At 71.2% G+C, this 26,327-nt stretch carries 27 protein-coding genes; 16 read left to right on the top strand and 11 right to left on the bottom strand.

Annotated features, from left to right (window positions below):
* Positions 1 to 18 precede the first annotated feature (18 nt).
* From atpB to E2B92_RS28275, 10 genes are all read left to right on the top strand, one after another.
* A complete protein-coding gene (gene atpB, locus E2B92_RS28320; protein WP_126883237.1) occupies positions 19 to 828 on the top strand; it encodes a F0F1 ATP synthase subunit A in 810 nt (269 codons plus the stop codon).
* Positions 829 to 907: 79 nt separating this feature from the next.
* Positions 908 to 1,150 (top strand): ATP synthase F0 subunit C, encoded by a 243-nt coding sequence (gene atpE / locus E2B92_RS28315; protein ID WP_126883238.1) that lies wholly within the window; start codon positions 908 to 910, stop codon positions 1,148 to 1,150.
* 41 nt (positions 1,151 to 1,191) lie between these two features.
* Positions 1,192 to 1,737 (top strand): F0F1 ATP synthase subunit B, encoded by a 546-nt coding sequence (locus E2B92_RS28310; protein ID WP_126883239.1) that lies wholly within the window; start codon positions 1,192 to 1,194, stop codon positions 1,735 to 1,737.
* Positions 1,734 to 2,549: a F0F1 ATP synthase subunit delta gene (locus E2B92_RS28305; protein WP_126883240.1), complete on the top strand. Its 816-nt coding sequence runs from the start codon at positions 1,734 to 1,736 to the stop codon at positions 2,547 to 2,549. The genes E2B92_RS28310 and E2B92_RS28305 overlap by 4 nt, the downstream gene beginning before the upstream one ends.
* Before the next feature lie 127 nt (positions 2,550 to 2,676).
* Positions 2,677 to 4,275, top strand: coding sequence for a F0F1 ATP synthase subunit alpha (atpA, locus tag E2B92_RS28300; RefSeq protein ID WP_126883241.1), 1,599 nt, complete (start codon positions 2,677 to 2,679; stop codon positions 4,273 to 4,275).
* Between the two features lie 20 nt (positions 4,276 to 4,295).
* On the top strand, positions 4,296 to 5,213 hold the full coding sequence (locus E2B92_RS28295; protein WP_126883242.1) for a F0F1 ATP synthase subunit gamma: 918 nt from the start codon (positions 4,296 to 4,298) through the stop codon (positions 5,211 to 5,213).
* Positions 5,213 to 6,655 (top strand): F0F1 ATP synthase subunit beta, encoded by a 1,443-nt coding sequence (gene atpD / locus E2B92_RS28290; RefSeq protein WP_126883243.1) that lies wholly within the window; start codon positions 5,213 to 5,215, stop codon positions 6,653 to 6,655. The genes E2B92_RS28295 and atpD overlap by 1 nt, the downstream gene beginning before the upstream one ends.
* A 155-nt stretch (positions 6,656 to 6,810) precedes the next feature.
* Complete coding sequence (locus E2B92_RS28285) at positions 6,811 to 7,185, top strand: F0F1 ATP synthase subunit epsilon (protein WP_073754366.1); 375 nt, start codon at positions 6,811 to 6,813, stop codon at positions 7,183 to 7,185.
* 127 nt (positions 7,186 to 7,312) lie between these two features.
* Positions 7,313 to 7,786, top strand: a complete 474-nt coding sequence (locus E2B92_RS28280; protein WP_185923483.1) for a DUF2550 domain-containing protein — start codon at positions 7,313 to 7,315, stop codon at positions 7,784 to 7,786.
* Positions 7,783 to 8,538 carry a 4'-phosphopantetheinyl transferase family protein gene (locus tag E2B92_RS28275; RefSeq protein ID WP_126883245.1) on the top strand — a complete coding sequence of 252 codons (756 nt, stop codon included), beginning with the start codon at positions 7,783 to 7,785 and terminating at the stop codon, positions 8,536 to 8,538. The genes E2B92_RS28280 and E2B92_RS28275 overlap by 4 nt, the downstream gene beginning before the upstream one ends.
* Here the strand turns inward: E2B92_RS28275 and E2B92_RS28270 are convergent, their stop codons facing one another.
* The 3 genes from E2B92_RS28270 to E2B92_RS28260 form a co-directional block, all read right to left on the bottom strand.
* Positions 8,539 to 10,398 carry a glycoside hydrolase family 18 chitinase gene (locus tag E2B92_RS28270; protein ID WP_126883246.1) on the bottom strand — a complete coding sequence of 620 codons (1,860 nt, stop codon included), beginning with the start codon at positions 10,396 to 10,398 and terminating at the stop codon, positions 8,539 to 8,541.
* Between the two features lie 125 nt (positions 10,399 to 10,523).
* Entirely contained in the window at positions 10,524 to 11,189 is a 666-nt protein-coding gene (locus tag E2B92_RS28265; protein ID WP_126883247.1) for a response regulator, read from the bottom strand.
* Entirely contained in the window at positions 11,186 to 12,385 is a 1,200-nt protein-coding gene (locus E2B92_RS28260) for a sensor histidine kinase (RefSeq protein ID WP_126883248.1), read from the bottom strand. The genes E2B92_RS28265 and E2B92_RS28260 overlap by 4 nt, the downstream gene beginning before the upstream one ends.
* Positions 12,386 to 12,535: 150 nt before the next feature.
* Here E2B92_RS28260 and E2B92_RS28255 point away from each other — a divergent pair, with 150 nt between their 5' ends.
* A complete protein-coding gene (locus E2B92_RS28255; RefSeq protein WP_126883249.1) occupies positions 12,536 to 13,117 on the top strand; it encodes a hypothetical protein in 582 nt (193 codons plus the stop codon).
* A gap of 55 nt (positions 13,118 to 13,172) precedes the next feature.
* On the opposite strand, the gene E2B92_RS28250 is transcribed toward E2B92_RS28255, so the two are convergent.
* Positions 13,173 to 13,745 (bottom strand): cob(I)yrinic acid a,c-diamide adenosyltransferase, encoded by a 573-nt coding sequence (locus E2B92_RS28250; protein WP_126883250.1) that lies wholly within the window; start codon positions 13,743 to 13,745, stop codon positions 13,173 to 13,175.
* Between the two features lie 196 nt (positions 13,746 to 13,941).
* Here E2B92_RS28250 and E2B92_RS28245 point away from each other — a divergent pair, with 196 nt between their 5' ends.
* The 3 genes from E2B92_RS28245 to E2B92_RS28235 all read left to right on the top strand — a co-directional run bounded on the left by E2B92_RS28245 (position 13,942) and on the right by E2B92_RS28235 (position 18,316).
* A complete protein-coding gene (locus E2B92_RS28245) occupies positions 13,942 to 14,790 on the top strand; it encodes a 3-hydroxyacyl-CoA dehydrogenase family protein (protein WP_126883251.1) in 849 nt (282 codons plus the stop codon).
* A gap of 181 nt (positions 14,791 to 14,971) precedes the next feature.
* Entirely contained in the window at positions 14,972 to 15,295 is a 324-nt protein-coding gene (locus E2B92_RS28240; protein ID WP_031073773.1) for an STAS domain-containing protein, read from the top strand.
* Between the two features lie 225 nt (positions 15,296 to 15,520).
* Complete coding sequence (locus E2B92_RS28235) at positions 15,521 to 18,316, top strand: ATP-binding protein (RefSeq protein WP_126883252.1); 2,796 nt, start codon at positions 15,521 to 15,523, stop codon at positions 18,314 to 18,316.
* Between the two features lie 70 nt (positions 18,317 to 18,386).
* Here E2B92_RS28235 and nucS read toward each other — a convergent pair whose 3' ends face one another.
* Positions 18,387 to 19,049, bottom strand: a complete 663-nt coding sequence (gene nucS / locus E2B92_RS28230; protein WP_185923484.1) for an endonuclease NucS — start codon at positions 19,047 to 19,049, stop codon at positions 18,387 to 18,389.
* A 220-nt stretch (positions 19,050 to 19,269) separates the two neighbouring features.
* Between nucS and E2B92_RS28225 the strand changes: the two genes are divergently transcribed.
* Positions 19,270 to 19,662: an SCO5389 family protein gene (locus E2B92_RS28225; RefSeq protein ID WP_126883254.1), complete on the top strand. Its 393-nt coding sequence runs from the start codon at positions 19,270 to 19,272 to the stop codon at positions 19,660 to 19,662.
* Positions 19,663 to 19,726: 64 nt separating this feature from the next.
* Here E2B92_RS28225 and E2B92_RS28220 read toward each other — a convergent pair whose 3' ends face one another.
* Positions 19,727 to 20,761, bottom strand: a complete 1,035-nt coding sequence (locus E2B92_RS28220; protein WP_126883255.1) for an LLM class flavin-dependent oxidoreductase — start codon at positions 20,759 to 20,761, stop codon at positions 19,727 to 19,729.
* A 193-nt stretch (positions 20,762 to 20,954) separates the two neighbouring features.
* Between E2B92_RS28220 and E2B92_RS28215 the strand changes: the two genes are divergently transcribed.
* On the top strand, positions 20,955 to 21,284 hold the full coding sequence (locus E2B92_RS28215) for an ATP/GTP-binding protein (RefSeq protein WP_126883256.1): 330 nt from the start codon (positions 20,955 to 20,957) through the stop codon (positions 21,282 to 21,284).
* Between the two features lie 14 nt (positions 21,285 to 21,298).
* Here E2B92_RS28215 and E2B92_RS28210 read toward each other — a convergent pair whose 3' ends face one another.
* The 5 genes from E2B92_RS28210 to E2B92_RS28190 form a co-directional block, all read right to left on the bottom strand.
* Positions 21,299 to 22,108, bottom strand: coding sequence for an ABC transporter permease (locus tag E2B92_RS28210; RefSeq protein ID WP_126883257.1), 810 nt, complete (start codon positions 22,106 to 22,108; stop codon positions 21,299 to 21,301).
* On the bottom strand, positions 22,105 to 23,310 hold the full coding sequence (locus E2B92_RS28205; protein ID WP_133087740.1) for an ABC transporter ATP-binding protein: 1,206 nt from the start codon (positions 23,308 to 23,310) through the stop codon (positions 22,105 to 22,107). The genes E2B92_RS28210 and E2B92_RS28205 overlap by 4 nt, the downstream gene beginning before the upstream one ends.
* Positions 23,311 to 23,436: 126 nt before the next feature.
* Positions 23,437 to 24,216 carry an ABC transporter permease subunit gene (locus E2B92_RS28200; protein WP_126885919.1) on the bottom strand — a complete coding sequence of 260 codons (780 nt, stop codon included), beginning with the start codon at positions 24,214 to 24,216 and terminating at the stop codon, positions 23,437 to 23,439.
* A 2-nt stretch (positions 24,217 to 24,218) separates the two neighbouring features.
* Entirely contained in the window at positions 24,219 to 25,163 is a 945-nt protein-coding gene (locus tag E2B92_RS28195; protein ID WP_126885918.1) for an ABC transporter ATP-binding protein, read from the bottom strand.
* A gap of 199 nt (positions 25,164 to 25,362) precedes the next feature.
* Positions 25,363 to 26,301: a cellulose-binding protein gene (locus tag E2B92_RS28190; RefSeq protein WP_126885916.1), complete on the bottom strand. Its 939-nt coding sequence runs from the start codon at positions 26,299 to 26,301 to the stop codon at positions 25,363 to 25,365.
* Positions 26,302 to 26,327 lie beyond the last annotated feature (26 nt).

Raw genomic sequence — 26,327 nt, 5'->3', positions numbered from 1 at the left:
ACGCTGAAGGAGCCCGCGGTGAGTGCTGACCAGACGCTTGCCTTCGACCCGAGCTGTCACATCTTCTCCGGATGCGGCTTCCCGGCGCCGGGCCTCCACACGTTCATGTACGAGCCCATCGCCACCGTGGCCGGCTTCGAGTTCACGAAGCCGATGCTGCTGGCCCTCCTGGGCTCGATCCTGATCGTCGTCTTCTTCTGGGCCGCCTTCGCCAAGCCGAAGCTGGTGCCCGGCAAGGTGCAGATGATCGGTGAGGCCGGGTACGACTTCGTCCGCCGCGGCATCGTCTACGAGATCATCGGCAAGAAGGACGGCGAGAAGTACGTCCCCTTCATGGTGTCGCTGTTCTTCTTCGTCTGGATCCTGAACCTCTGGTCGATCATCCCGCTCGCCCAGTTCCCGGTCACCTCGCTGATCGCCTTCCCGGCCGGTCTCGCCCTGGTCGTCTACGTGACGTGGGTCAGCCTGACCTTCAAGAAGCACGGCTTCGTCGGCGGCTGGAAGAACATCCTCGGCTACGACAAGAACCTCGGGCCCATCCTGCCGATGGTCATGGTCCTGGAGTTCCTCTCCAACCTGATCATCCGCCCCTTCACGCACGCGGTCCGGCTCTTCGCGAACATGTTCGCCGGCCACATGCTGATCGTGATGTTCTCGCTGGCCACCTGGTACCTGATGAACGGGCTGGGCTTCGTCTACGCCGGCGCGTCCTTCGTGATGGTCGTCACGATGACCGCCTTCGAGCTCTTCATCCAGGCCGTCCAGGCGTACGTCTTCGTCCTCCTGGCCTGCAGCTACGTACAGGGCGCGCTCTCCGAGCACCACTGAGCCAGCCCCTCCCCTCAAGACCCCCAGTCATCCGGTGGCCAACCCCCACCGGGTCATTGAAAGAGAAGGAAGATCCGGCATGTCCGTTCTCCAGACCCTCGCCGCCGAGAACACCATCTCCGGCAACATGAACGCTGTCGGCTACGGCCTCGCGGCCATCGGCCCCGGCGTCGGCGTCGGCATCATCTTCGGTAACGGCACCCAGGCCCTCGCCCGCCAGCCCGAGGCGGCCGGTCTGATCCGTACCAACCAGATCATGGGTTTCGCCTTCTGTGAGGCGCTCGCCCTCATCGGCATCGTCATGGGCTTCGTCTTCCAGTAAGCCGGACCGACAGCCCAACCCCTTTCACGGAAGGCACTGATGTGAACGCTCTGTTCCTTGCGGCGGCGGAGGAGCCTCAGCCTCCTATCGTCCCGCATCTCGACGAGCTGGTCATCGGCCTGATCGCCTTCGCCATCGTCTTCGGCTTCCTCGCCAAGAAGCTCCTCCCGAACATCAACAAGGTTCTGGAGCAGCGCCGCGAGGCGATCGAGGGTGGCATCGAGAAGGCCGAGTCGGCCCAGATCGAAGCCCAGAGTGTGCTGGAGCAGTACAAGGCTCAGCTCGCCGAGGCCCGCCACGAGGCCGCGCGGCTGCGTCAGGAGGCGCAGGAGCAGGGCACCGCGATCATCCAGGAGATGAAGGCGGAAGGCCAGCGCCAGCGCGAGGAGATCATCGCGGCCGGCCACGCCCAGATCGAGGCCGACCGCAAGGCCGCGGCGACCGCGCTGCGCCAGGACGTGGGCAAGCTCGCCACCGACCTGGCCGGCAAGCTGGTCGGCGAGTCCCTCGAGGACGTCGCCCGCCAGAGCCGCACCATCGACCGCTTCCTCGACGAGCTCGAGGAGAAGGCCGAGGCCGCCCGATGAACGGAGCGAGCCGCGAGGCACTGGCTGCCGCGCGCGAGCGTCTCGACGCGCTGACCGACAACACGTCGGTCGACGTGGCGAAGCTCGCCGGTGAGCTGGCCGCCGTTACCGCGCTGCTCGACCGCGAGGTGTCGCTGCGTCGGGTCCTGACCGACCCGGCGCAGGCCGGTGAGGCCAAGGCCGAGCTGGCCGCGCGACTGCTGAGCGGTCAGGTGGGCGGGGAAGCCGTCGACCTGGTCTCCGGCATGGTCCGGTCCCGCTGGTCGTACTCGCGTGACCTCGTCGACTCCCTCGAGGAGCTGGCGAACACCGCGGACCTCACCGCGGCGCAGCGGGCCGGCGCGCTCGACGACGTCGAGGACGAGCTGTTCCGGTTCGGCCGGATCGTCTCGTCGAACACCGGGCTGCGGGCCGCGCTGACCGACAAGGCGGCCACCGCGTCCGCCAAGGGCGAGCTGCTGCGCAGCCTGCTCGGCGGCAAGGCCAACCCCGCCACGGAGCGGCTGATCGTCCGTCTCGTCACCCAGCCCCGGGGACGTAGCCTGGAAGCGGGACTCGAGTCCCTGTCCAAGCTCGCCGCGGCGCGCCGGGACCGGATGGTCGCGGTCGTCACCTCGGCGGTGCCGCTCAGCGACCAGCAGAAGCAGCGTCTCGGCGCTGTGCTGGCCAAGCTGTACGGCCGCCAGATGCACCTGAACCTGGACGTGGACCCCTCGGTCCTCGGCGGGATCTCGGTGCGGGTCGGCGACGAGGTCGTCAACGGCACCGTCGCCAACCGCCTCGATGAGGCGGCCCGGCGACTGGCCGGCTGACCAGCACCAACTCAACAAGCGTTACCTACGGCCCGGTTGGGCCGTGCAGAGGATGCAGAAGTTCTGGGGGGAGCCCCCAGATCCCCCAAAGAAACTTCGGGCCCAACAAGGAGAGCAGGGAACCCAGATGGCGGAGCTCACGATCCGGCCGGAGGAGATCCGGGACGCGCTGGAGAACTTTGTCCAGTCGTACAAGCCGGACGCGGCCTCGCGCGAGGAGGTCGGTACGGTCAGCCTTGCCGGCGACGGCATCGCGAAGGTCGAGGGTCTGCCCTCGACCATGGCGAACGAGCTGCTGAAGTTCGAGGACGGCACCCTCGGCCTCGCCCTCAACCTCGAGGAGCGCGAGATCGGTGCCATTGTCCTCGGTGAGTTCAGCGGCATCGAGGAGGGCCAGCCGGTCACCCGTACCGGCGAGGTCCTGTCCGTCGCTGTCGGCGAGGGCTACCTGGGCCGGGTCGTCGACCCGCTCGGCAACCCGATCGACGGTCTCGGCGAGATCGCGACCGAGGGCCGCCGTGCCCTCGAACTGCAGGCACCCACGGTCATGCAGCGCAAGTCGGTGCACGAGCCGATGGAGACCGGCTACAAGGCCGTCGACGCCATGACCCCGATCGGCCGTGGTCAGCGCCAGCTGATCATCGGTGACCGTCAGACCGGCAAGACCGCCCTGGCCGTCGACACGATCATCAACCAGCGCGACAACTGGCGCTCGGGCGACCCGAAGAAGCAGGTCCGCTGCATCTACGTCGCCATCGGCCAGAAGGGCTCCACCATCGCGTCCGTGCGCGGCGCGCTGGAGGAGGCCGGTGCCCTGGAGTACACGACCATCGTCGCCGCCCCGGCGTCCGACCCGGCCGGCTTCAAGTACCTGGCGCCCTACACCGGCTCCGCCATCGGTCAGCACTGGATGTACCAGGGCAAGCACGTCCTGATCGTCTTCGACGACCTGTCGAAGCAGGCCGACGCCTACCGTGCCGTCTCCCTGCTGCTGCGCCGCCCGCCGGGCCGCGAGGCCTACCCGGGTGACGTCTTCTACCTGCACTCGCGTCTGCTGGAGCGCTGCGCCAAGCTCTCCGACGAGATGGGTGCCGGTTCGATGACCGGTCTGCCGATCGTCGAGACCAAGGCCAACGACGTCTCGGCGTTCATCCCGACCAACGTCATCTCCATCACCGACGGCCAGTGCTTCCTGGAGTCCGACCTGTTCAACGCCGGCCAGCGTCCGGCCCTGAACGTCGGTATCTCGGTCTCCCGTGTCGGTGGCTCCGCCCAGCACAAGGCCATGAAGCAGGTCTCCGGCCGGCTCCGCGTGGACCTCGCCCAGTTCCGCGAGCTGGAGGCGTTCGCCGCCTTCGGTTCCGACCTGGACGCCGCGTCGAAGTCCTCGCTGGAGCGCGGTAAGCGCATGGTCGAGCTGCTGAAGCAGCCGCAGTACCAGCCGATGGCGACGGCCGACCAGGTCGTGTCCGTCTGGGCCGGTACCACGGGCAAGATGGACGACGTCCCGGTCGCCGACATCCGCCGCTTCGAGCGCGAGCTGCTGGACTACCTGCACCGCGACCACAAGGGGCTCATGGACTCGATCCGCGAGGGCGGGAAGATGTCCGACGACACCCTCTCGGCCGTGGCCGACGGCATCGCCGCCTTCAAGAAGCAGTTCGAGACCTCGGACGGAAAGCTGCTGGCCGAGGACGCCCCGGCCGCCGCCAACGTCTCGAAGTGACGACGGAAGGGACCTGACTCATGGGAGCCCAGCTCCGGGTCTACAAGCGTCGCATCAAATCCGTCACGGCGACCAAGAAGATCACCAAGGCGATGGAGATGATCGCCGCCTCGCGCATCGTCAAGGCGCAGCGCAAGGTGGCGGCCTCCACGCCGTACGCGACCGAGCTGACCCGCGCGGTCACCGCGGTGGCCACCGGGTCGAACACCAATCACCCGCTGACCACCGAGACGGACAACCCGGCCCGGGCCGCGGTGCTGCTCATCACGAGCGACCGCGGTCTGGCCGGCGGCTACTCGTCCAACGCCATCAAGGCCGCGGACCAGCTCACCGAGCGGCTGCGCGGCGAGGGCAAGGAGGTCGACACGTACATCGTCGGCCGCAAGGGTGTCGCCTACTACGGGTTCCGTGAGCGCAAGGTCGCGGACTCGTGGACGGGCTTCACCGACAGCCCGAGCTACGCGGACGCCAAGGCGGTCGCCGCGCCGCTCATCGAGGCCGTCACCAAGGAGACGGCCGAGGGCGGGGTCGACGAGCTGCACATCGTCTTCACGGAATTCGTGTCGATGATGACGCAGACGCCCGTGCAGAACCGGATGCTCCCGCTCAGCCTGGACAAGGCGGCGGAGGAGACGGGGACCAAGGGCGAGATCCTTCCGCTGTTCGACTTCGAGCCGTCGGCCGAGGACGTCCTCGACGCCCTGCTGCCGCGGTACGTCGAGAGCCGTGTCTACAACGCGCTGCTTCAGGCCGCCGCTTCCGAGCACGCTGCCCGCCGCCGCGCGATGAAGTCGGCGACCGACAACGCCGGAGACCTGATCAACAGCCTCTCCCGGCTTGCCAACGCGGCCCGCCAGGCCGAAATCACCCAGGAAATCAGCGAGATCGTCGGTGGCGCGAGCGCCCTCGCCGACGCGACCGCGGGGAGTGACAAGTAATGACCACCACTGTTGAGACGGCCACGGCGACGGGCCGCGTCGCGCGGGTCATCGGCCCGGTCGTCGACGTGGAGTTCCCCGTCGACGCGATGCCGGAGATCTACAACGCGCTGCACGTCGAGGTTGCCGACCCGGCCGAGGACGGCAAGAAGAAGACGCTGACCCTGGAGGTCGCCCAGCACCTGGGTGACGGCCTGGTCCGCACCATCTCGATGCAGCCCACCGACGGTCTGGTCCGCCAGGCCCCGGTGACCGACTCGGGCACCGGCATCACGGTCCCGGTCGGCGACTTCACCAAGGGCAAGGTGTTCAACACCCTCGGTGAGGTGCTGAACGTTCCCGAGGAGAACGCCAACGTCGGCGAGCGCTGGCCGATCCACCGCAAGGCCCCCGACTTCGACCAGCTCGAGTCCAAGACCGAGATGTTCGAGACCGGCCTGAAGGTCGTCGACCTTCTCACCCCGTACGTCAAGGGTGGAAAGATCGGTCTGTTCGGTGGTGCCGGTGTCGGCAAGACCGTGCTGATCCAGGAAATGATCATGCGTGTCGCCAACCTCCACGAGGGCGTCTCCGTCTTCGCGGGCGTCGGCGAGCGCACCCGTGAGGGCAACGACCTCATCGCGGAGATGGAGGAGTCCGGCGTTCTGGACAAGACCGCCCTGGTCTTCGGCCAGATGGACGAGCCCCCGGGCACCCGTCTGCGCGTCGCCCTGGCCGGTCTGACCATGGCGGAGTACTTCCGCGATGTGCAGAAGCAGGACGTGCTCTTCTTCATCGACAACATCTTCCGGTTCACCCAGGCCGGCTCCGAGGTGTCCACCCTGCTCGGCCGTATGCCGTCCGCGGTGGGTTACCAGCCGAACCTGGCGGACGAGATGGGTCTGCTCCAGGAGCGCATCACCTCGACGCGTGGTCACTCGATCACCTCGATGCAGGCGATCTACGTCCCCGCGGACGACCTGACCGACCCGGCCCCGGCCACCACCTTCGCCCACCTCGACGCGACGACGGTTCTCTCCCGTCCGATCTCCGAGAAGGGGATCTACCCGGCCGTGGACCCGCTGGACTCCACGTCCCGGATCCTGGACCCGCGTTACATCTCCGAGGACCACTACGCCGCGGCGACCCGCGTCAAGGGAATCCTCCAGAAGTACAAGGACCTCCAGGACATCATCGCGATCCTCGGTATCGACGAGCTGGGCGAGGAGGACAAGCTCGTTGTCCACCGTGCCCGTCGCGTCGAGCGCTTCCTGTCCCAGAACACCCACGCCGCCAAGCAGTTCACCGGCGTGGACGGCTCGGACGTGCCGCTCGACGAGTCGATCGCCGCGTTCAACGCGATCTGCGACGGTGAGTACGACCACTTCCCCGAGCAGGCCTTCTTCATGTGCGGTGGTCTCGAGGACCTCAAGAAGAACGCCAAGGAGCTCGGCGTCTCCTGAGTCCCGTGACTCGCGGAAGGGGGCGGGTGTCGTCCCGCCCCCTTTCGTACGCCCCACGTTTGACCGAGGGACCCCGGCGTTTCGGCGCCGGGCGCCCTACTAGACTTATGACCCAACACCCGGCACACGCCGGGTGGTGACCCGAGGAGCCACCCTTGGCTGCTGAGCTGCACGTCGAGCTGGTCGCCGCGGACCGGAGTGTCTGGTCCGGCGAGGCCACCCTGGTCATCGCGCGCACCACCTCCGGCGACATCGGCGTCATGCCCGGCCACCAGCCGCTGCTCGGTGTGCTGGAGTCGGGCCCGGTGACCATCCGTACGAGTGAGGGCGGGACTGTCGTCGCCGCCGTACACGGCGGTTTCATCACGTTCGCCGACAACAAGCTGTCGCTGCTCGCCGAGATCGCCGAGCTTGCGGACGAGATCGACCCCCAGCGCGCCGAGCGTGCGCTGGAGCGCGCGAAGGCCGAGTCGGACGCCGCCGCCGAGCGGCGCGCCGAGGTCCGGCTGCGCGCGGTAGCGGTGCACTGACGTACCGCGCCGACAGTTGTGCCCTCAGCCGCGGCCGGTCTGGAATCATCCAGACCGTGCCGCGGCTGAGGTCGATGCAGGTGCAGGTTGTATTCCTTGAACGAACGATGCGAGGAGGTCGGTGGAGATGTTCCTCGCTCTGCTGGTGAGCGCCCTGGTCGTCGCGCTGGTGGTGATCGGTCTCTTCGTGTTCGGACTGCGCCGGCGGCTGATCCAGCGCTCCGGCGGCACCTTCGACTGCAGCCTGCGCTGGACCGTGCCGGACGAGGGTGACTCCGCGCCCGGCTCCGGCGGGGGGACCCCCTCCGGCAAGGGGTGGGTGTACGGCGTCGCGCGCTACAGCGGCGACCGGGTCGCCTGGTTCCGCGTCTTCTCGTACGCGCCCCGTCCGCGCCGTGTCCTGGAGCGCTCCGGCATCGAGGTGCTGGCGCGCCGGATGCCGGAGGGCGAGGAGGAGCTGGCGCTGCTGTCCGACTCGGTGGTGCTGGGCTGCCTGCACCACGGGCGGCACGTGGAGCTGGCGATGAGCGAGGACGCGCTCACCGGCTTCCTGGCCTGGCTGGAGGCGGCGCCCCCCGGGCAGAGGGTCAACGTGGCGTGAGCCCCGTGATACCACGGGTGCCCGCGGGGGAGTGCCACGTCTGGATCGCCGACGCCGTCCGCGTGCCGTCGCCCGCCCTGCTGGAGCTGCTCGACGCGCGTGAGCGGGCCCGCCATGACACGCTCGTGCGCGCGCAGGACCGCGCCCTGTACCTGACGGCTCACGCCCTGCTGCGGCAGGTGGCGGCCGCGCAGCTCGGCGGTGGGCCGCGCGAGGTGCGGTTCACCCATGTGTGCCGGCACTGCGAGCGGACCGAGCCGCACGGGAAGCCCGGGCTCGAGGGGTCGTCGCTGGAGATCTCGCTGTCGCACTCGGGCGGCCGGGTGGCGGTCGCGCTGTCACCGGCCGGTCCGGTGGGCGTCGACATCGAGCAGGTGGCGCGGGACATGCGGGACCTGACCGAGGTGGTGCTGGCGCCCGAGGAGCGCGAGGAGCTGGAGCGGCTCGCGGAGGCCGGCCGGCCGGGGGCGTTCACCCGCTACTGGGCGCGCAAGGAAGCGGTGCTCAAGGCGACCGGGGACGGGCTGGTAGTGAGCCCCGCGCTGCTGACGGTGAGCCCGCCGTGGGCTCCGGCCGCGCTGCTGGCGTGGCGGGAACGGGCGGAGCCGCACCGGCCGGTGCGGCTCCATGACGTCGACGCGGGTGACGGCTACCGGGCAGCGGTCGCCGTCCTGGGTGCCCCGTGCCGTGTGGTGCGGCACGAGGTGGGGTACGACGGGGACGGCACCCTGGTCCGCCCCCGCCGCGGGTGACTACTTCAGGCCGCTGCTGATGGCGCTCACCAGCTCGCCGTTCGCGGTGTCACCGCTGAACTCCCAGAAGAACGCGCCGCCCAGGCCCTGGTTCTTCGCCCAGCCCATCTTGGACGTGACGGTGGCCGGGGTGTCGTAGCTCCACCAGTTGGTGCCGCAGTGCGCGTACGCGGTGCCGGCGACCGTGCCGTTGGCGGGGCAGGAGTTCTTGAGCACCTTGTAGTCCTCGATGCCCTGCTCGTAGGTGCCCTGGGCCGGGCCCGTGGCGGTGCCGCCCGGCTCCTTCTGGGTGACGCCGGTCCAGCCGCGGCCGTAGAAGCCGATGCCCAGGAGCAGCTTGGTGGACGGGACGCCCTTCGCCTTGAACTTGGCGATCGCCTCGGCGGAGTTGAAGCCCTCCTGCGGGATGCCCGGGTAGGAGGTGAGCGGGGAGTGCGGGGCCGTCGGGCCCTTCGCCGCCCAGGCGCCGAAGAAGTCGTACGTCATCACGTTGTACCAGTCGATGTACTGCGCGGCGCCGCCGTAGTCCGCGGCGTCGATCTTGCCGCCGGAGGAGGCGTCCGCCGTGACGGCGGCGGTGACCAGGTTCTTGGCGCCGAACTTGGCGCGCATGGCCTGCATCATGTTCTTGAAGGCCGCCGGGCCGCTGGTGTCGCAGGACAGGCCGCAGGCGTTGGGGTACTCCCAGTCCAGGTCGATGCCGTCGAAGACGTCGGCCCAGCGCGGGTCCTCGACCAGGTCGTAGCACGACTGGGCGAAGGCGGCCGGGTTCTGCACGGCCTGGCCGAAGCCGCCGGACCAGGTCCAGCCGCCGAACGACCACAGCACCTTGATGTGCGGGTACTGGGCCTTCAGCTTGCGGAGCTGGTTGAAGTTGCCGCGCAGCGGCTGGTCCCAGGTGTCGGCCTTGCCGTCGACGGACTGGTCGGCGGTGTACGCCTTGTCGTAGTCCGCGTAGGCGTCACCGATGGTGCACTTGCCGTTCTGGACGTTGCCGAAGGCGTAGTTGATGTGCGTGATCTTGGCCGCGGAGCCGGACGTCACCAGGTTCTTGACGTGGTAGTTGCGGCCGTAGACGCCCCAGTTGGTGAAGTACCCGAGGTTGACCTTGGAGCCCGGGGCCGGACCGGGGCCCGGGTCGGTGCCGCCGCCGGTGGTGCGGACGGCGCGGGCGCCGCTGACCGGGCCGGTCTGGTCGGCGGTGTCACGGGCCTGGACCGTGTAGGAGTAGTCGGTGCCGGCGGTCAGGCCGGTGTCCGTGTACGTCAGGCCGGTCACCGTGGCGACCCTGGTGCCGCCGCGGAGCACGTCGTAGTTCTTGACGCCTTTGTCATCGGTGGCGGCGGCCCAGGTGAGCTTCACCGAGGTGTCGGTGATGTCGGAGGCGGCCGGGGTGCCGGGTGCGGTGGGCGCGGTGTCGCCGGGGACGCTGCCGCCGTCGCACGAGCCGCCGTTCAGCTTGCAGTTGGAGGGCGAGCCGGTGCCGGTGCCGTTGAACCCGAAGGAGACGGAGGCGCCGGGGGCGAGGGTGCCGTTCCAGCCGACGTTCTTGCCGGTCCAGTGGGTGCCGCTGCTGGTGACGGTCGCGTCCCAGGCGGAGGTCACCGACGTACCGGAGGGGAAGTCCCACTCGACGGTCCAGGAGGAGAGGGTGGTGGTGCCGGTGTTCTTCACCGTCCACTTGCCCTCGAAGCCGGAGCCCCAGTCGGCGACCTTGGTGTACGTGGCGGTCGCCGAGGCGGCGGCCTGGGCGGGGGACGCGAGGCCGACCATGGCTGCCAGCGGAAGCAGCAGGGCGGTCAGTCCGGCCGTGGCTCTCGCCCGGAATCTCGTTCTGCGCGGAAGTGCTTGAGTGCTCAACGGTGCTCCTCAAGTTGCGGACGGACAAGGTGGGGGTGGGTTGAGTCCGTGAAAGGTGCGCGCCGTGAGCGTAGGAAGGTCTGGACCAATCGTCAATAGGTCCAGACCATAGGTGTGTGGCTTGTTCAGACCCCCAACTCCTGCGCCAGCACCGCCGCTTGCACCCTGCTGCGCAGCTCCAGCTTCCCCAGCAGCCGGCTCACATGGGTCTTCACCGTCGCCTCCGCCATCTCCAGCCGCACCGCGATCTCCGCGTTCGACAACCCCTCGCCCAGGCACGACAGGACCTCCCGCTCCCGCCGCGTCAGCACCTCCAGCACCGTGGCGTCCGGCGCGTTCTCCGCCCGCACCGGCCTCGACGGCGCGGCGAACTCGGCGATCAGCCGGCGCGTCACCGCCGGGGCGATCAGACCCTCGCCCCGCGCCACCGTCCGTACCGCCTCGATCAGGTCCTTCGCGTCCGTGTTCTTCAGCAGGAACCCGGCCGCCCCGGCACGCAGCGCCCCGAAGACGTACTCGTCCAGGTCGAACGTCGTCAGCACCAGCACGTCGGCCAGGGACTCCGCCACCACCTGCCGGGTCGCCGACACCCCGTCAAGCTTCGGCATCTGAATGTCCATCAGCACCAGGTCCGGCCGCAGCTCCCGGGCCAGCCGCACCGCCTCCTCGCCGTCCCCGGCCTCGCCCACCACCTCGATGCCGGGCGCGCTGCCCAGGATCAGGACCAGCCCGGCGCGCACCGCGCCCTGGTCCTCGGCGACGAGTACGCGTACCCGTGGGGTTCCGGTCATGCCTGCGGCTCCTTGTCGTCCTCCGCCACGGGCAGTTCCGCCCGCACCCGCCAGATCTTCACGCCCCGGTCGTCCACCGGGCCCGCCTCGAACACCCCGCCCAGCAGCGCGATCCGCTCCCGCATCCCCACCAGGCCGGCCCCCGACCCCGGTGCGCGCGGCCCCGGCCGGGCGCCGAAGGCGCTGGTCACCTGGACGGTCAGCGCGTGGTCGGCGGAGCGCAGCGCCACGGTCACCTCACCCGCGTCCGCGTGCTTGAGCGTGTTCGTCAGCGACTCCTGCACGATCCGGTACGCCGCGAGCTCCACCGGCGCGGGGAGCCGCGCGTCCGGCTCCCGGTCGTCGACCAGCCGGAACGTCAGGCCGCCCGCCGCGCCGCTCACCCCCGCCTGCCGCACCAGGGCGTCCAGGCCGTCCAGCGTCGGGGCGGCGGCCGGCTCGTCATGGCCGCTGCTGTCGCGCAGCAGGCCGATCAGCCGGCGCATCTCGGCCAGGCCGTCGACGCTGTTCTCCCGGATGACGCCCAGGGCGTCACGGGACGTCTTCGGGTCGTCCAGCGACAGCGCGGCGGTGGAGTGGATGGCGATCGCCGACAGGTGGTTGGCCACCATGTCGTGCAGCTCCCGCGCCATCCGGGAGCGCTCGGCGATCACCGCCTGGCGGCGGTCCATCTCGGCCAGCAGCGCGGTCTGCTCCGCCCGCAGCCGGGCCGTGTCGGCGGCCTGGCGGTGGTTGCGCACCACGGCGCCGGTGATGGCCGGGAAGAACGAGAGCAGCGCCGTGACCACACCGATCAGCAGCGCTTCCGGCTGCCGGAACCAGGCCAGGAACCCCAGCGTCACCGCGATGGTGATCAGCCCGGTGGTGACCGGAATCCGGCGGGCCGAGGCGGGCGGACCGTACACCACGGCGGCGTACACGATGTCGGCGAACATCACGACCGTCAGCAGGTTGCCCCGGGTGAACTGGTCCGCGACCACCGCGACCGTCCCCACCAGCAGCGCCGTACGCGGCATGGTCCGCCGCAGCAGCGCCAGCGCCGTCATGGCGGCCAGCGGCACCAGCACCACCGGCCCGCCGGGCAGCGGACTGCTCGGCCCCTGGGTGTACAACCCGAACGACCACAGCAGCAGGCCGCAGGCGAACCCGGCGGCGGCGATCAGCGCGTCGTCGCGATGCGTACGGGGGAGTCTCACCCGTCCATCCAACACGCTGCGCCCCGCCGTGACCTCCACGTGCGGTCGGAACACCGACTACATCGAAGGATGCAGTGCGGGTTCGTGCCCGGTGACGACGATTCGGCGCACGGCGGCCGGAAGGCTTGAGGGGTACGAAAGGAGAGCGTCGTGGTCGTCACGCTCATCGTGGTCTGCGAGGTCGGCTTCTGGGTGCTGCTGGCCGCCGGGCTCGCCACCCGTTACCTGCTGAGGATGCCCCGCACGGGCGCGGCGCTGCTGCTGTGCGAGCCGCTGCTGGAGGTCGTGCTGCTCGTCGTCACCGCGATGGACCTGAGGAACGGTGCCGAGCCGAGCTGGAAGCACGGGCTGGCCGCGCTGTACATCGGCTACACCGTCGGCCACGGCCACCGCACCGTGAAGTGGCTCGACGGCCACGCCGCCCACCGGCTCGCCGGCGCGCCCCGCCCGGTCGGTCCGCCCCGCTACGGCAGGGCCCGCGCCCGGCACGAGGGCCGCGTCTGGCTCGGCACCCTCCTCGGTGCGGTGGTCGCCACGGTCCTGCTGTGGCTCGCCATCCTCTACGTGGGCGACGCGAGCCGCACCGGTTCGCTCCAGAGCTGGATGGGCGCGGCGTGGCGCGCGGCCGGCCTGCACGGACTGGTCGCCCTCTCGTACGCGGTGTGGCCGCGCAAGGCCCCCAACGGGCCCGCGCCCGAGGAGCGCGAACCGGTCCGGGCGGAGCGGCGCTGACGCGGCCGGGCGCCCCACGGCCCCGGCCGGCGCGCCGGGCGCCCCACGGCTTTGGTCAGCGCTCCCCGCCGGGCACCCAGAGCACGTCGCCGACCTCCTTGTTCGCCGTGCGCGCCAGGATGAACAGCAGGTCGGACAGGCGGTTCAGGTAGGTGGCCGTCAGGGCGTTCATCGCCTCGCCGTGCACCTCCAGCGCGGCCCACGTCGAGCGCTCGGCGCGGCGGACGACCGTGCAGGCCTGGTGCAGCAGCGCCGCGCCCGGGGTGCCGCCCGGGAGGATGAAGGAGCGGAGCTTGTCCAGGTCCTCCAGGAACCGGTCGCAGTCCGCCTCCAGCTTGTCGACGTAACTCTGCTCCACCCGCAGCGGCGGGTACTCCGGGTTCTCGACCACCGGCGTCGACAGGTCCGCGCCCACGTCGAACAGGTCGTTCTGGACGCGGACGAGGACCTTGACGACCTGCTCGTCGAGATCGCCCAGCGCGATGGCGGTGCCGATGACCGCGTTCGCCTCGTTGGCGTCGGCGTACGCCGCGATGCGCAGGTCCGTCTTGGCGGTCCGGCTCATGTCGCCGAGCGCTGTCGTGCCCTTGTCGCCGGTGCGGGTGTAGATGCGCGTCAGGTTGACCATGCGGCCAGCCTAAGTCGAGCGGGTCGCGGCCCGCGACGGTGGGCGGGGGCGGGCCGCCCGGCTCACCCCGCTCCCCGTACCGGTGTGATGTCCGTCATCTGAGACGTGACGCGCATCTCTTCGGCGCCACACGGCCGCGCGCGCCCGCTAACCTCCGCGAAGAGCCGAAACATAAACGGGCGTTAAGGGGAAGATCGTGGCCAGGAAGCTCGCCGTCATCGGGGCCGGACTCATGGGGTCCGGAATCGCGCAGGTCTCGGCCCAGGCGGGCTGGGAGGTCGTGCTGCGTGACGTCACCGACGCCGCCCTGACCCGGGGCACCGACGGCATCAAGGCCTCGTACGACAAGTTCGTCGCCAAGGGCCGGCTCGAAGCCGCCGACGCCGAGGCCGCCTTGGGCCGCATCACCACGACCACCGACCTCGACGCCGCCGCCGACGCCGACATCGTCGTCGAGGCCGTCTTCGAGAAGCTGGAGGTCAAGCACGAGATCTTCCGCACGCTGGACAAGCTCGTCCGCGACGACGCCGTCCTCGCCTCCAACACCTCCGCCATCCCGATCACCAAGATCGCGGCCGTGACGGAGCGCCCCGAGCGCGTGGTGGGCACCCACTTCTTCTCGCCCGTCCCGATGATGCAGCTCTGCGAGCTGGTGCGCGGCTACAAGACCAGCGACGAAACGCTCGCCACCGCACGCGAGTTCGCCGAGTCGGTCGGCAAGACCTGCATCGTCGTCAACCGTGACGTCGCCGGTTTTGTGACGACCCGTCTGATCTCCGCCCTGGTCGTGGAGGCCGCGAAGCTGTACGAATCGGGCGTCGCCTCCGCCGAGGACATCGACATCGCCTGCAAGCTGGGCTTCGGCCACGCGATGGGGCCGCTGGCGACCGCCGACCTCACCGGCGTCGACATCCTGCTGCACGCCACCAGCAACATCTACACCGAGTCGCAGGACGAGAAGTTCGCCCCGCCGGAGCTGATGCGCCGGATGGTGGACGCGGGTGACATCGGTCGCAAGAGCGGGCAGGGCTTCTACAAGCACTGAGCCCTGTCAAGGCCGTTTCGACCACGTCACCATCACCCCTCAGGGTGAATTCGGTATCGGTTCGCTTACAAGGCGCAACTGGTCAGCCGGTCAGGCAGTCAGTTGTTGCATAGAAGTACGTGACGACGAAAGACGTGCACGACGTAAAGACGTGACGATTACGCACTCTCGGGGAGCGCATATGCACATCAGGGGCGACCACGCCGAGCTGGTCGTCGGGGGCCGCCTCGACGTCCGCAGCGCGGCGGACGCCCGTACGGTCCTGCACTCGGCCGTCGACGACGGAGCCGGCGACCTGGTGCTCGACCTGACCGGCCTCGACTCCTGGGACGCCACCGGACTCGGGGTCATCATGGGCGCTCACCGGCGTGCGGGCCGCTGCGGCCGCCGGCTGGTGCTGCGGGGCGTACCGCCCCAGATGCAGCGCCTGCTGGTGGCCACCCGGCTGCACCGCATCCTCGCCATCGAGGGCGGTATCGCCGCCGAAACGTTGCCCCGCGTGTAACGGTACGGGCCTGATAAAGCGCACCAGGCGCCCAATCCTCACAAGACCGTGACGTCTTGGGCGCCGTGGCACCCCGGCTCTTCATTCATACTGAGCGAAGGTCTAGGGTTCGGTCGCCCGCCCGATTGACGGACCCACCCGGCGGGCACCGGACCAGAAGCGACAGCGGGCGTGCAGAAAGGCCGGGAGGGGCTTCGCCGCACCACGCTTTTGGGGGCTTTCACCATGGACCCGATCAACCGGGGACCGGAAGACTTCGGCCACGACGACCGCGACGGTGACGGGCGCCCGCGCACCACGCGTGACGACGGCCCCAGGCCCGCCTTCGGACAGGGCGGCGCACCACCGGGCCGGGTCCGCACCACCCAGCTCGTCTCCGGCGACCTGCTGCTCACCGTCAACCCGATAGACGGCAGCGAGATCGAACCGTGCCCGCCCGGGCGCCGCCCGGAGCCGCCCGGCCGCCGCACCCCCGAGGAACGCGCCGACCTGACCCGGGCCGCCGGCCCGCCCGTACCGCCCGGTCCCGCCGCCCCGCCGCTGCCCCTGCTGGAGCGCCAGGAGGAGCGCGAGCGGCTGGTCCGGCTGCTGTCCCGCGGCCGCTCCGTACGGCTCACCGGACCGGCCGGTTCCGGGCGTACCGCGCTGCTCGACGCCGTCGCCGCCGACTGCGCGAACCTCGCCCCCGACGGGGTCGTCCGGCTCTCCGGCCACCACCGCACGCCCACCGAGCTGCTGTACGAACTGTTCGCCACCGTCCACAGCTCGCCGGCCCACCGCCCCGACCGCGCCGGGCTGTCGGCCGCCGTCCACGGCATCGGCGCCGTCGTCGTCCTGGACGACCTGGAGTTCGGCGGCACCGCGCTGGACGAGCTCCTCGACGCCACCCCCGAGTGCGCGTTCCTGCTCGCCGCCACGCCGGACGTCGCCGCGCCGTCGGCCGAGTCCCACCTCGAAGAAGTGTTCCTCTCCGGGCTCGACCGCGGCTCCGCCCTGGAACTGCTGGAGCGCGTCGTCGACCGGCCGCTCACCGACGACGAGGCCAACTGGGCCGGCGACCTCTGGTTCGAGTCCGAGGGCCTGCCCCTCCGGTTCGTCCAGGCCGGCGCCCTGCTGCGGCAGCGCGACGAACTGCGGACGCCCTCGGACGACGACGACGAGGACAACGTCTTCGCCGACGGCCGCGAGGCCCCGCTGCCCAGCCTCGGCGACGGCGCCGCCCCGGCCCCGCTGCTCGCCTCCCGGCTCTCCGAGGCCGCCCGCGAGACGCTGCGCTTCGCGGTCGCGCTCGGCGGCGAGGTGCCGCACCAGGCGCACCTGCCGGCGCTCGTCAACGACACGCACGCGGACTCCTCGGTCGGCGAACTGCTGCGCTGCGGACTGCTCACCCCCGTCGGCACCCGCCACCGGCTCGCCGCCGGGGTCATGGCGCAGCTCGTCGCCAAGGGCTACGACGGGGGCGCCGCCGACCGTGCCCGTACCGCCGCCCACCACTACGCCTGGTGGGTCGGCCACCCGTCGGTCAGCCCCGAGCGGGCGGTCACCGAGGCGGACGCCGTGCTGGCCGCGATGACCGCCCTGGTGAAGGCCGCCGCGGACGGCGGGCCGAGCGCGGCCCCGGGCGACGGCGCCGCGGTGGGCACCGTCTTCGGCGGCTCCGGCTCCCCGGACACCACCGACCTCGCCGACGACGAGGAGGAGGGGTACGCCGACGCGGCCGTCGTCCTGGCCCGCAGCGCGGCGCCCGCGTTCGCCGCCGGACTGCACTGGGGCGCCTGGGAGCGGGCGCTGCGCACCGGCGCGGAGGCGGCCCGGCTCGCCGGCGAGGTCGCCGAGGAGGCGTACTTCCACCACGAGTTGGGCGTCCTCGCGCTGTGCGCGGGGAACCTGGACCGGGCCCGCGCCGAACTGGAGGCGTCCATCGCCATGCGCGGCGCGCTCGCCGACAAGCGCGGCACGGTGGCCGGCCGGCGCGCCCTCGCCCTGGTCGCCGACCGGGAGCGCGGACCGCTGCCGGGTGGCCGGACGGCGGCGGGCGAGGAGGTGCCCGCGGCACGGCGCGAGGAGTCGGCGTCCCCGCCCGGGGGCGTGGTGGCGGCCGTCGCGAGCGCGGCGCCCGTGCCGGTGACGTCCGGGCGGCCGGGCCCCGGCGGTGAGACCGAGACGCTCGTCGCCCGCGAGGACCCGCCTGCCCGTGCGGCCGGGCCGACCACGCGCCGCACCATCCTGCACGGTGCCCGGCGCAACCTGGTCGCGGCGGGCGCGGGCGCGATCCTCGCGGCGGTGCTCGGCACGGTGGTGACCCTGGGCGCCACCTCGGGCGGCGACGACGGCAAGGGCGGCTCGGGCCGGGTCACGTCGGACCAGTCGGCCAACGAGGACGGCGGTGACGGCGGGCTGGACGCGGACGTGCCGGCCGAGGACTCCACGCGCGAGCCGGGCGGCGGCGACGGCGGCACGGGCGGCACGGGCGGCTCCGGTTCCGGCCCCGCCGGCTCCGGCACCCCCGGCTCCTCGGCCAGCCCGGGCGAGACCGGCACCCCGGCCACCCCGTCGGGCGACCCGTCGACGACCAGCGGCGCGACGCCGACCACGTCGGGGCCCGGTTCCAGCAGCCCCACCAGCAGCGGGCCCACCTCGGGCACGCCGACGACGGGCGGCACGACCGGCGGGTCGACCACGGGCGGCACCACGACGGGCGGCACGACCGGGGGGACGACCTCGGGCGGCACGACGTCCGGGGGCACCACGGACGGCTCGACCTCCGGTGACACCACGACGGGCGGCTCCACGTCGGGTGACACCACGGGCGGCTCCACGTCCGGTGACACGACGACGGGCGGCTCGACCTCCGGTGACACCACGGGCGGTTCCACGTCGGGCGACACGACCAGCGGTGCCGGTGGCGGCACCAGCAGCGGTGGCGCCGACGGGGGCACCGAGACGAGCGGTGCCGGAGGGGCCACCCAGAGCGCGCCCGCGACGAGCAGCGGTCCCACCCCGTCCGGCACGGCCGCCTGACGGCCCGGAAACGGACGCGGGGCCCCGGTGCGGCATCGCACCGGGGCCCTCGCGCACGGGGGCGGCGGGGTCAGAACAGCCGCAGCTTGTCGTCCTCGATGCCGCGCAGCGCGTCGTAGTCGAGCACGACGCACCCGATCCCGCGGTCCGTCGCCAGCACCCGGGCCTGCGGCTTGATCTCCTGGGCGGCGAAGACGCCCTTCACCGGTGCCAGGTGGGGGTCGCGGTTCAGCAGCTCCAGGTAGCGCGTGAGCTGCTCCACGCCGTCGATCTCGCCCCGCCGCTTGATCTCCACGGCCACGGTCGTGCCGTCCGCGTCACGGCACAGGATGTCGACCGGTCCGATGGCGGTCGGGTACTCGCGGCGGATCAGCGTGTAGCCGTCGCCGAGTGTCTCGATCCGGTCGGCGAGGAGCTCCTGGAGGTGTGCTTCCACGCCGTCCTTGATGAGGCCGGGATCGACACCGAGCTCGTGTGACGAGTCATGGAGGATTTCCTCCATCGTGATGATCAGTTTCTCGCCCGCTTTGTTCACGACCGTCCACACGCGGTCGTCGCCCTCCTTGAGGGTGCACGGCGGCGACATCCAATTGAGCGGTTTGTACGCCCGGTCGTCGGCGTGGATGGAGACGCTGCCGTCGGCCTTGACCAGGATCAGACGGGGCGCGGAGGGCAGGTGGGCGGTGAGCCGGCCCGCGTAGTCCACGGAGCAGCGGGCGATGACGAGACGCATGGTCGGCAACGCTACAAGACACACGCTCTTCCGCGCGATTCGGTCCTAAACTCCCCTTCTCCCATGGCCGGTTGTGCACCCAATCTCCTGGTGCGGTCCGGACAGCGCGCTTACCGTGGAAGCGGGAGGTTGTCGCTCGTGCACGCAGCGTGTCGTGCGGGGGGCGTCCTCCTTCCCTGCCCGTAAGACCCCGGTCCCCGGGGTCGCGAGAGGAGAACCCATGTCGCTCGACGTCTCACCGGCGCTGTTGGAACAGGCCGAGCGAGGCGAGGTCGACGAAGCCGACTTCGTCGACTGCGTCCGGACCTCCCTGCCCTACGCGTGGGAGATGATCAGCTCCCTGGTGGCCCAGCTCAAGGTCGACGGCGGTCCGTTCGCCGACAACCAGACGCCGCCGCCGGACGAGCAGGCGCGCGGCCAGTTGCTGCGTGCGCTGGCGAGTGACGCGATCCGTGGTGCGCTCCAGCGGCACTTCGGCGTCCGTCTGGCGTTCCAGAACTGCCACCGCGTCGCGGTGTTCCCGCTGGACTCCTCGGTCGACGAGCGGCTCGCCCGCTTCACCTCCGTACGAGCCCAGTTGCTGAACCAGTCGCCGACCCTGCGCGACTGCTGACACCTGGTGCTGCCGCTCCGCATCGCGGGAGGTGCAACAGGTGCAGGGCGGCAGCATGAGGCCATCAATCGAGCCGGGGCACCAGCTCCGCGCCCAGCCGCCGCACGTTCTCCTCCGTGGCCGCGACGTCCCCGGAGCCCTCCACCAGCAGGGCGAAACGCGTGATGCCCGTACGCTCCGAGGTGGCCGCCAGCCGGTCCGCCGCCACCCGGGGCGAGCCCACCGGATGCAGCCCGCACAGCAACTCGGTGTAGGCGACCGGGTCACGCATCGCCCGGCGCCGGCCGTCCACGGTGACATGGGCGTCCAGCCCCTGTTTCAGCCACCCCGGCATCGCCTTGACCAGCGTCTCCACCGCGTCCGCCGTCCGGTCGGCGAGCTGCGCCACGCCTGCCGAGACATGGCCGGCCGCCGCGTGCGCCACCGCGTCCGGGGTGTGCCCGGCCGCGAGCGCCTCACGCCGCCACAGGGCGACCATGTCGGCCTTCTCCTCGTCGCCGCAGTGCATCCCGAGCAGCATCGGCAGACAGCGCTCGGCGGCGAGCTTCACACTGCCGGGCGACGTGCACGCGACGATCGTCTCCGGCACGGCGTCGCCGTCGATGAGCTCCTGCGGCCTCGGTACGACGGCGACCTCGCGGAACCGGTGCCTCGGCCCGTCCGCCGAGACGCGCGGCTCGCGCAGCCAGCGCAGCAGCAGGTCCAGCGACTCGGGGAACCCGGACTCGTACGCCGCGAGGCCCGTGCCGAACACCTCCAGGTCGACCCACGGCCCGCCCCGGCCCACGCCGAGCGTGAACCGCCCGCCGGACGTGAGGTGCAGCAGCGCCGTCTGCTCGGCGAGCGCCACCGGGTGGGCCGTCGGCAGCACGCTCACGGCCGTCCCGACCCGGATGCGCCGCGTCCGGCCGAGCAGCAGCGCGGCGAGCGTCACGGCCGACGGACACACGCCGTACGGTACGAAGTGGTGCTCGGCCAGCCATACCGAGTCCAGCCCCGCCTCCTCGGCGACCTCCGCCGACCGCACCGCGCGGTGCAGCGTCTCCCCCTGGCCCTGGCCGGGAAACTGGGCCGCCAGTACAAAAGTTCCCACACGCATCGCCTTATGCCTCCTTGACCGGCCGACGCGGCTCCCCTCACTGGCAACAACGTCTGGCAGGTGCCAAAGGCAACGGCCGACAGGCAAGTTGTTGCGATTTTCCGGTAACTCGTTCCGAACCGTGCGAGTACCCACAGTCGCGGCCCTTAGGCTGGACGGGCAAACGTCCGCGTCCGCCCCAGTGAGGTGTTCCGTGTCCCCGCGCCGCAACCGCCCCCGTGGCGGCGAGAAGCCGAACGCGACCGGCGGCGAGCCCGGTGACCGGTACGGGGGGTTCCAGCGCAGCGAGTCCTGGCAGGACGAGGAGTGGTCGGTCCGTCATGTGGCGGGCGCCAGCTCCGCCGGCAAGAGGTACCGCTGCCCCGGCTGCGACCAGGAGATCCCCTCGTCCCTCCCGCACGTGGTGGCCTGGCCCGAGTACGGCGGCGTGGACGACCGGCGGCACTGGCACAAGGCGTGCTGGAACGCCAAGGACCGCCGCACCACGCGGGTGCAGCGGTCCCGGAACGCGCCCCGCCACTGAGGCGGGAGGCGGAGTCAGACGTCCCGCTTCTCCGTGGCGAAGAACGCCCCGGCCAGCGCGACGGCGGCCACGCCGCTCAGGATCCACAGCGGCGTCCAGCCGTGCGGACCGCCGTCGATCAGGCCCTCCTCGCTGTAGAAGGCGATGAGCAGGCTCGGGATCGAGTACTGGAACAGGAACTCCTGGACCTTCACCATCGACGACATGAACATCGCGGCCACCAGCGGCAGCAGCATCACGCCGATCATGATGGTGATCGCACCGGCGGAGTGCCGGACCAGCGCGCCGACGGCCAGCGCCACCAGCCCGAGGACCGCGGTGAACAGGCCCGCGCCGACCGTGGCGCGCAGCCACTGCTCCCCGGTCGCCTCGACGCCCCCGTCGATCATGGCCGTCTGGAGGGCGGCGACCAGGGCGGCGGTGATCGTCGTGACCACGAGGGTGAGCAGGAAGAAGACGATGGCCTTGGCCGTCAGCACGCGGGCGCGGCTGGGGCAGGCGGTCAGCGTCGTACGGATCATGCCGGTGCCGTACTCGGACGAGATGGTCAGCACGCCGAGGGTGACCACGCAGATGCTGCCGAGCAGCACGCCGTTGAAGCCCAGGGAGAGGACGGGGTCGTTGCCCATCGGCGCGTCGGTCGCGTTGATCGCCACGATGGCGAGCAGGCCGACGCCGACCATGAGCAGGATCATGACGCCGAGCGTCCACATGGTGGAGCGCACGGAACGGATCTTGGTCCACTCGGAGGCGAGCGCGTCACCGAGGTGCGCGCGGCGCACCGGGATGGGCGACGTGTACTGCTGGTAGGGGGCGGTGGTCATCGGGCGTCCTCGCTCTTGCTCAGGTCTGCGGGGGCGGAGGCGGGGGCGGGCGGCACGGCCGGGGCGGCGGGTGCGGCCGGAGCGGTGGGTGCCGGCTGGTGGGGCACGGCGTGCGGCTGCGGCGGCTGCGCGGGCTGTCCGGTGGGCTGCTGTCCGCCCGCGTACGGGTTCTGTCCGGGCGGCGGCGGGGCGTACCAGCCCTGCTGCGGCACGTCCGGGACGACCGGCTGCGGCGGCGCGTAGCCCATCGGGTCCGGCTGCTGCATCAGGCCGGCCCGCTGGTCGGTGGTCGAGCGGTAGTCCACGGCGCCCTGGGTCAGGCGCATGTACGCCTCCTCCAGCGACGCCTGGTGCGGCGAGAGCTCCCACAGGCGTACGTCGGCCCCGTGGGCCAGGTCGCTGATCCGCGGCAGCGGCAGGCCGGTCACGCGCAGGGCGCCGTCCGGCTCGGACAGCACCTGGCCGCCCGCCTCGGCGAGCACGCCCATCAGCTTGTCCCGCTGCGCGGGCTCCGTCTGCGGCGTGCGCACCCGGGCGAAGTCCGCGGAGTTGGCCGAGATGAAGTCCTTGACGCTCATGTCGGCCAGGAGCTGACCACGGCCGATGACGATAAGGTGATCGGCGGTCAGCGCCATCTCGCTCATCAGGTGCGAGGAGACGAAGACCGTCCGGCCCTCGGCGGCCAGCGCCTTCATCAGGTTGCGCACCCAGAGGATGCCCTCGGGGTCCAGGCCGTTGACCGGCTCGTCGAACAGCAGCACCTGCGGGTCACCGAGCAGCGCGGCCGCGATGCCGAGCCGCTGCCCCATGCCGAGCGAGAAGCCGTTCGACCGCTTGCGGGCCACGTCCTGGAGGCCGACGACCCCGAGCACCTCGTCGACCCGCCGCGCCGGGATACCCGCGAGCTGGGCGAGCGACAGCAGGTGGTTGCGCGCGCTGCGCCCGCCGTGCACGGCCTTGGCGTCCAGCAGGGCGCCCACCTGGCGCGGCGCGTTCGGGAGCTGCCGGAAGGGGTGACCGCCGATGGTCACGTGGCCCGATGTCGGCCGGTCCAGGCCGAGGATCATGCGCATCGTCGTCGACTTGCCGGAGCCGTTCGGTCCCAGGAAGCCGGTCACGGTGCCCGGCCTCACCTGGAAGGAAAGGTTGTACACGGCCGTCTTGGCGCCGTAGCGCTTCGTCAGGCCGACTGCCTCGATCATTCTCCAGCCCCATCGACAGGTCGGTTGCGTCGTCGGGCCCGCGGCACGCACACACACAGGACCCCCGTAAGAGGTAAGAGGGTATCCGCCGCTTGACGGTTCCGCTTCCGCCCCGGGAGATGCTTCCTAGGCGTCCCGCCGCTTCAGCACCGCGTACCCGCCGACCAGTGCCGCCGCCACCCACCCGACCATGATCCCCAGCCCGCCCCACGGCGTGTACGGCGCCGGGTCGCTGCCCAGGGCGCCCGGGACGACCTGCATGATCGTGGAGCCCGCCTGGTCGGGGAAGTACTCGGCCACCTCCTTGGCCTTCGGCACGGCCGACAGGATCTGGGAGATCAGGAAGAAGAACGGGACCAGGATGCCGAGCGAGAGCACCGTCGAGCGCAGCATCGCCGCGACCCCCATCGAGAACACCGCCATCAGCCCCATGTAGATACCGCCGCCGATCACCGCGCGCAGCACGTTCTCCTCACCGATGCCGGTGCGGTGCTCGCCGAGCAGCGCCTGGCCGAGGAAGAACGACAGGAAGCTGGTCGCCAGGCCCACCGCGAGGGCGAGCACACCGGCCACCGCGATCTTACTGAAGAGGAACGTCGCCCGCTGCGGCACGGCGGCCAGGGACGTACGGATCATGCCGGTGCTGTACTCGGTGCCGACCACCAGGACGCCGAAGACCACCATCGCGAGCTGGCCCAGCAGCATCCCGGAGAAGCTGACCACCGTAGCGTCGAACGTGGCCTGCTCGACGGGCGGCATCTCGTCGAACGTCTCCCGCACCAGGGCCGACAGCGCCGCGCCCATCGCGACGGTGACGACCAGTGCGCTGGCCAGCGTCCACACCGTCGAGGCGACCGTACGGATCTTGGTCCACTCCGACCGGAGGACCGCGGGTGCCGACGCCATCGTCAGACCTCCTTCGACCACTGGGGCCCGGACGGACCGGACGTGCCGTGGGCGTGGTACTCGACCGTCGTCGCGGTCATCCGCATGAACGCCTCCTCCAGCGAGGCCCGCTGGGCGCTCAGCTCGTGCAGCGTGATCCCGCGGCGGGCCGCCAGCTCGCCGAGCTCCTCGGTCGTCGCGCCGTCGACCTCCAGGGTGCCGTCCGCGGCCTCGACCGCCGTCCGCCCGGCGGCGTGGAGCGCGTCGCGCAGCTCCTCGCGCTGCGGGGAGCGCACCCGTACATAACTGCGCGAGTTGTCATGGATGAAATCCGCCATCGAGGTGTCCGCGAGGAGCTTCCCCTGCCCGATCACGATCAAGTGGTCCGCGGTGAGAGCCATTTCGCTCATCAAGTGACTGGAAACGAAGATCGTCCGCCCTTCGGCGGCCAGCGCCTTCATCAGATTGCGGATCCAGTGAATTCCCTCGGGGTCCAGACCATTGACGGGTTCGTCGAACATCAAGATCTGCGGATCACCCAAGAGTGCGGCGGCGATTCCCAGTCGCTGCCCCATGCCCATCGAAAAACCTTTCGGCTTCTTCCTGGCCACGGCCGACAGCCCCACGAGATCCAGCACCTCGGAGACCCGGCGCTCCGGAATCCGGTTGGACTGCGCCAGGCAGAGCAGGTTGTTGTACGCGGTCCGCCCGCCGTGCAGCCCGCGCGCCTCCAGCAGGGCCCCGATGTACTTCAGCGGCTCGTCCAGCTCCCGATAGTGCCGGCCGTCGATCCGGACCGACCCGCTCGTCGGGTGGTCCAGGCCGAGCACCATCCGCATCGTGGTCGACTTGCCCGCGCCATTGGGCCCGAGGAAGCCCGTCACCACCCCCGGGCGCACCTGGCAGGAAAGATGGTCGACCGCCGTTTTCGAACCGAAACGTTTCGTTAGACCCTCGAGCTCGATCACCCGTCCACGCTACGGGCGCGTACGGCCCTCCGCCACCGGAATGACACGGCCCTCTTGCGCCGCCCCCGGGGATACGGACGGCCCCGCGGGACCACCTGCCCGAGCCGCACCCCGGACACACGGAAGGCCCCGCGGGGACCCCGCGCGCACGTCCGCCGGGCGTGCGCGCCAGGGGTCCCCGCGGGGCCCTGCCGGTGATTCAGCGGGTCTGCTGCGCCGGAACGCCGCGCGAGACCGGCTCGTCGTCCGCCGGGGAGCCGGCCGCCGCGACCGCCGCGCCGGTCAGCGTGGCCAGCATCTCGCGGACGTTGGTGAGCTGGGCGTTGATCGAGTCGCGACGGTTCGTCAGCGCCGCCAGCTCGCGCTCCGATTCGCTGCGGATACGATCCGCCTTGGCGTTCGCGTCCGCCACGATGTCCTCGGCCTGGCGCTGCGCCGTCTCCACCGTCTGACGGGCCCGGCGCTCCGCGTCCGTCCGCAGCTTCTCGGCCTCCAGGCGGAGCTGCTCCGCCCGGTGCTCGATCTCGGCGAGCCGCTTCTCCGCCTTCGCCTGGCGGGAGGCCAGGTCCCGCTCCGACTGCTCACGCCGCTTGGCGAGGTTCGTCTCGAAGTCGGCGGCGGCCTGCGCGGCCTTGGCGCGCGTCTCCTCGAAGAGCGCGTCCGCCTCCTCCCGCTTGGACTGCGCGTCCTTCTGCGCCTCGGCGCGCAGCGAGTTGGCCTCGCCCTGCGCCTTCTCGACGATCCGGACGCCCTCGTCCTCGGCCTTCGCCTTGCGCTCCGCCGCGAACGCCTCGGCGTCGTTGCGCACCTGCTGCGCCGCCGACTCGGCGAGCTCGCGGTGCTGCTCGGCGGCGCGACGGGCCTCCTCGCGCAGGTCCTTGGCCTCCTCCTCGGCGAGGCGGAGGATCTTCTCGACGCGGGCACCGAGACCGGCGTACGACGGCTCGGCGTCGCTGACCTGGGCCTGGGCGTTCTGCGTCTCGAGGTGGAGTTCCTCGATGCGCTTTTCCAGAGAGGTGATGCGGGCCAGAGCACTGTCTCGGTCGGCGACGAGTTTGGTAATGCGGTCATCCACCTGACCGCGGTCGTACCCACGCCGCACGAGCTCGAAGCCGAAGGGGGAGGAAGTGTCGCTCATGGGGTTCCTGTCGAATGAGACCGGTG

Origin of the sequence: Streptomyces sp. WAC05374 (assembly GCF_004353505.1) — a bacterium.
In the GTDB taxonomy this organism is placed as follows: domain Bacteria; phylum Actinomycetota; class Actinomycetes; order Streptomycetales; family Streptomycetaceae; genus Streptomyces.
The sequence above is the reverse complement of the archived record's forward strand: the minus strand, read 5'-3'. Positions and strand labels throughout refer to the sequence as shown.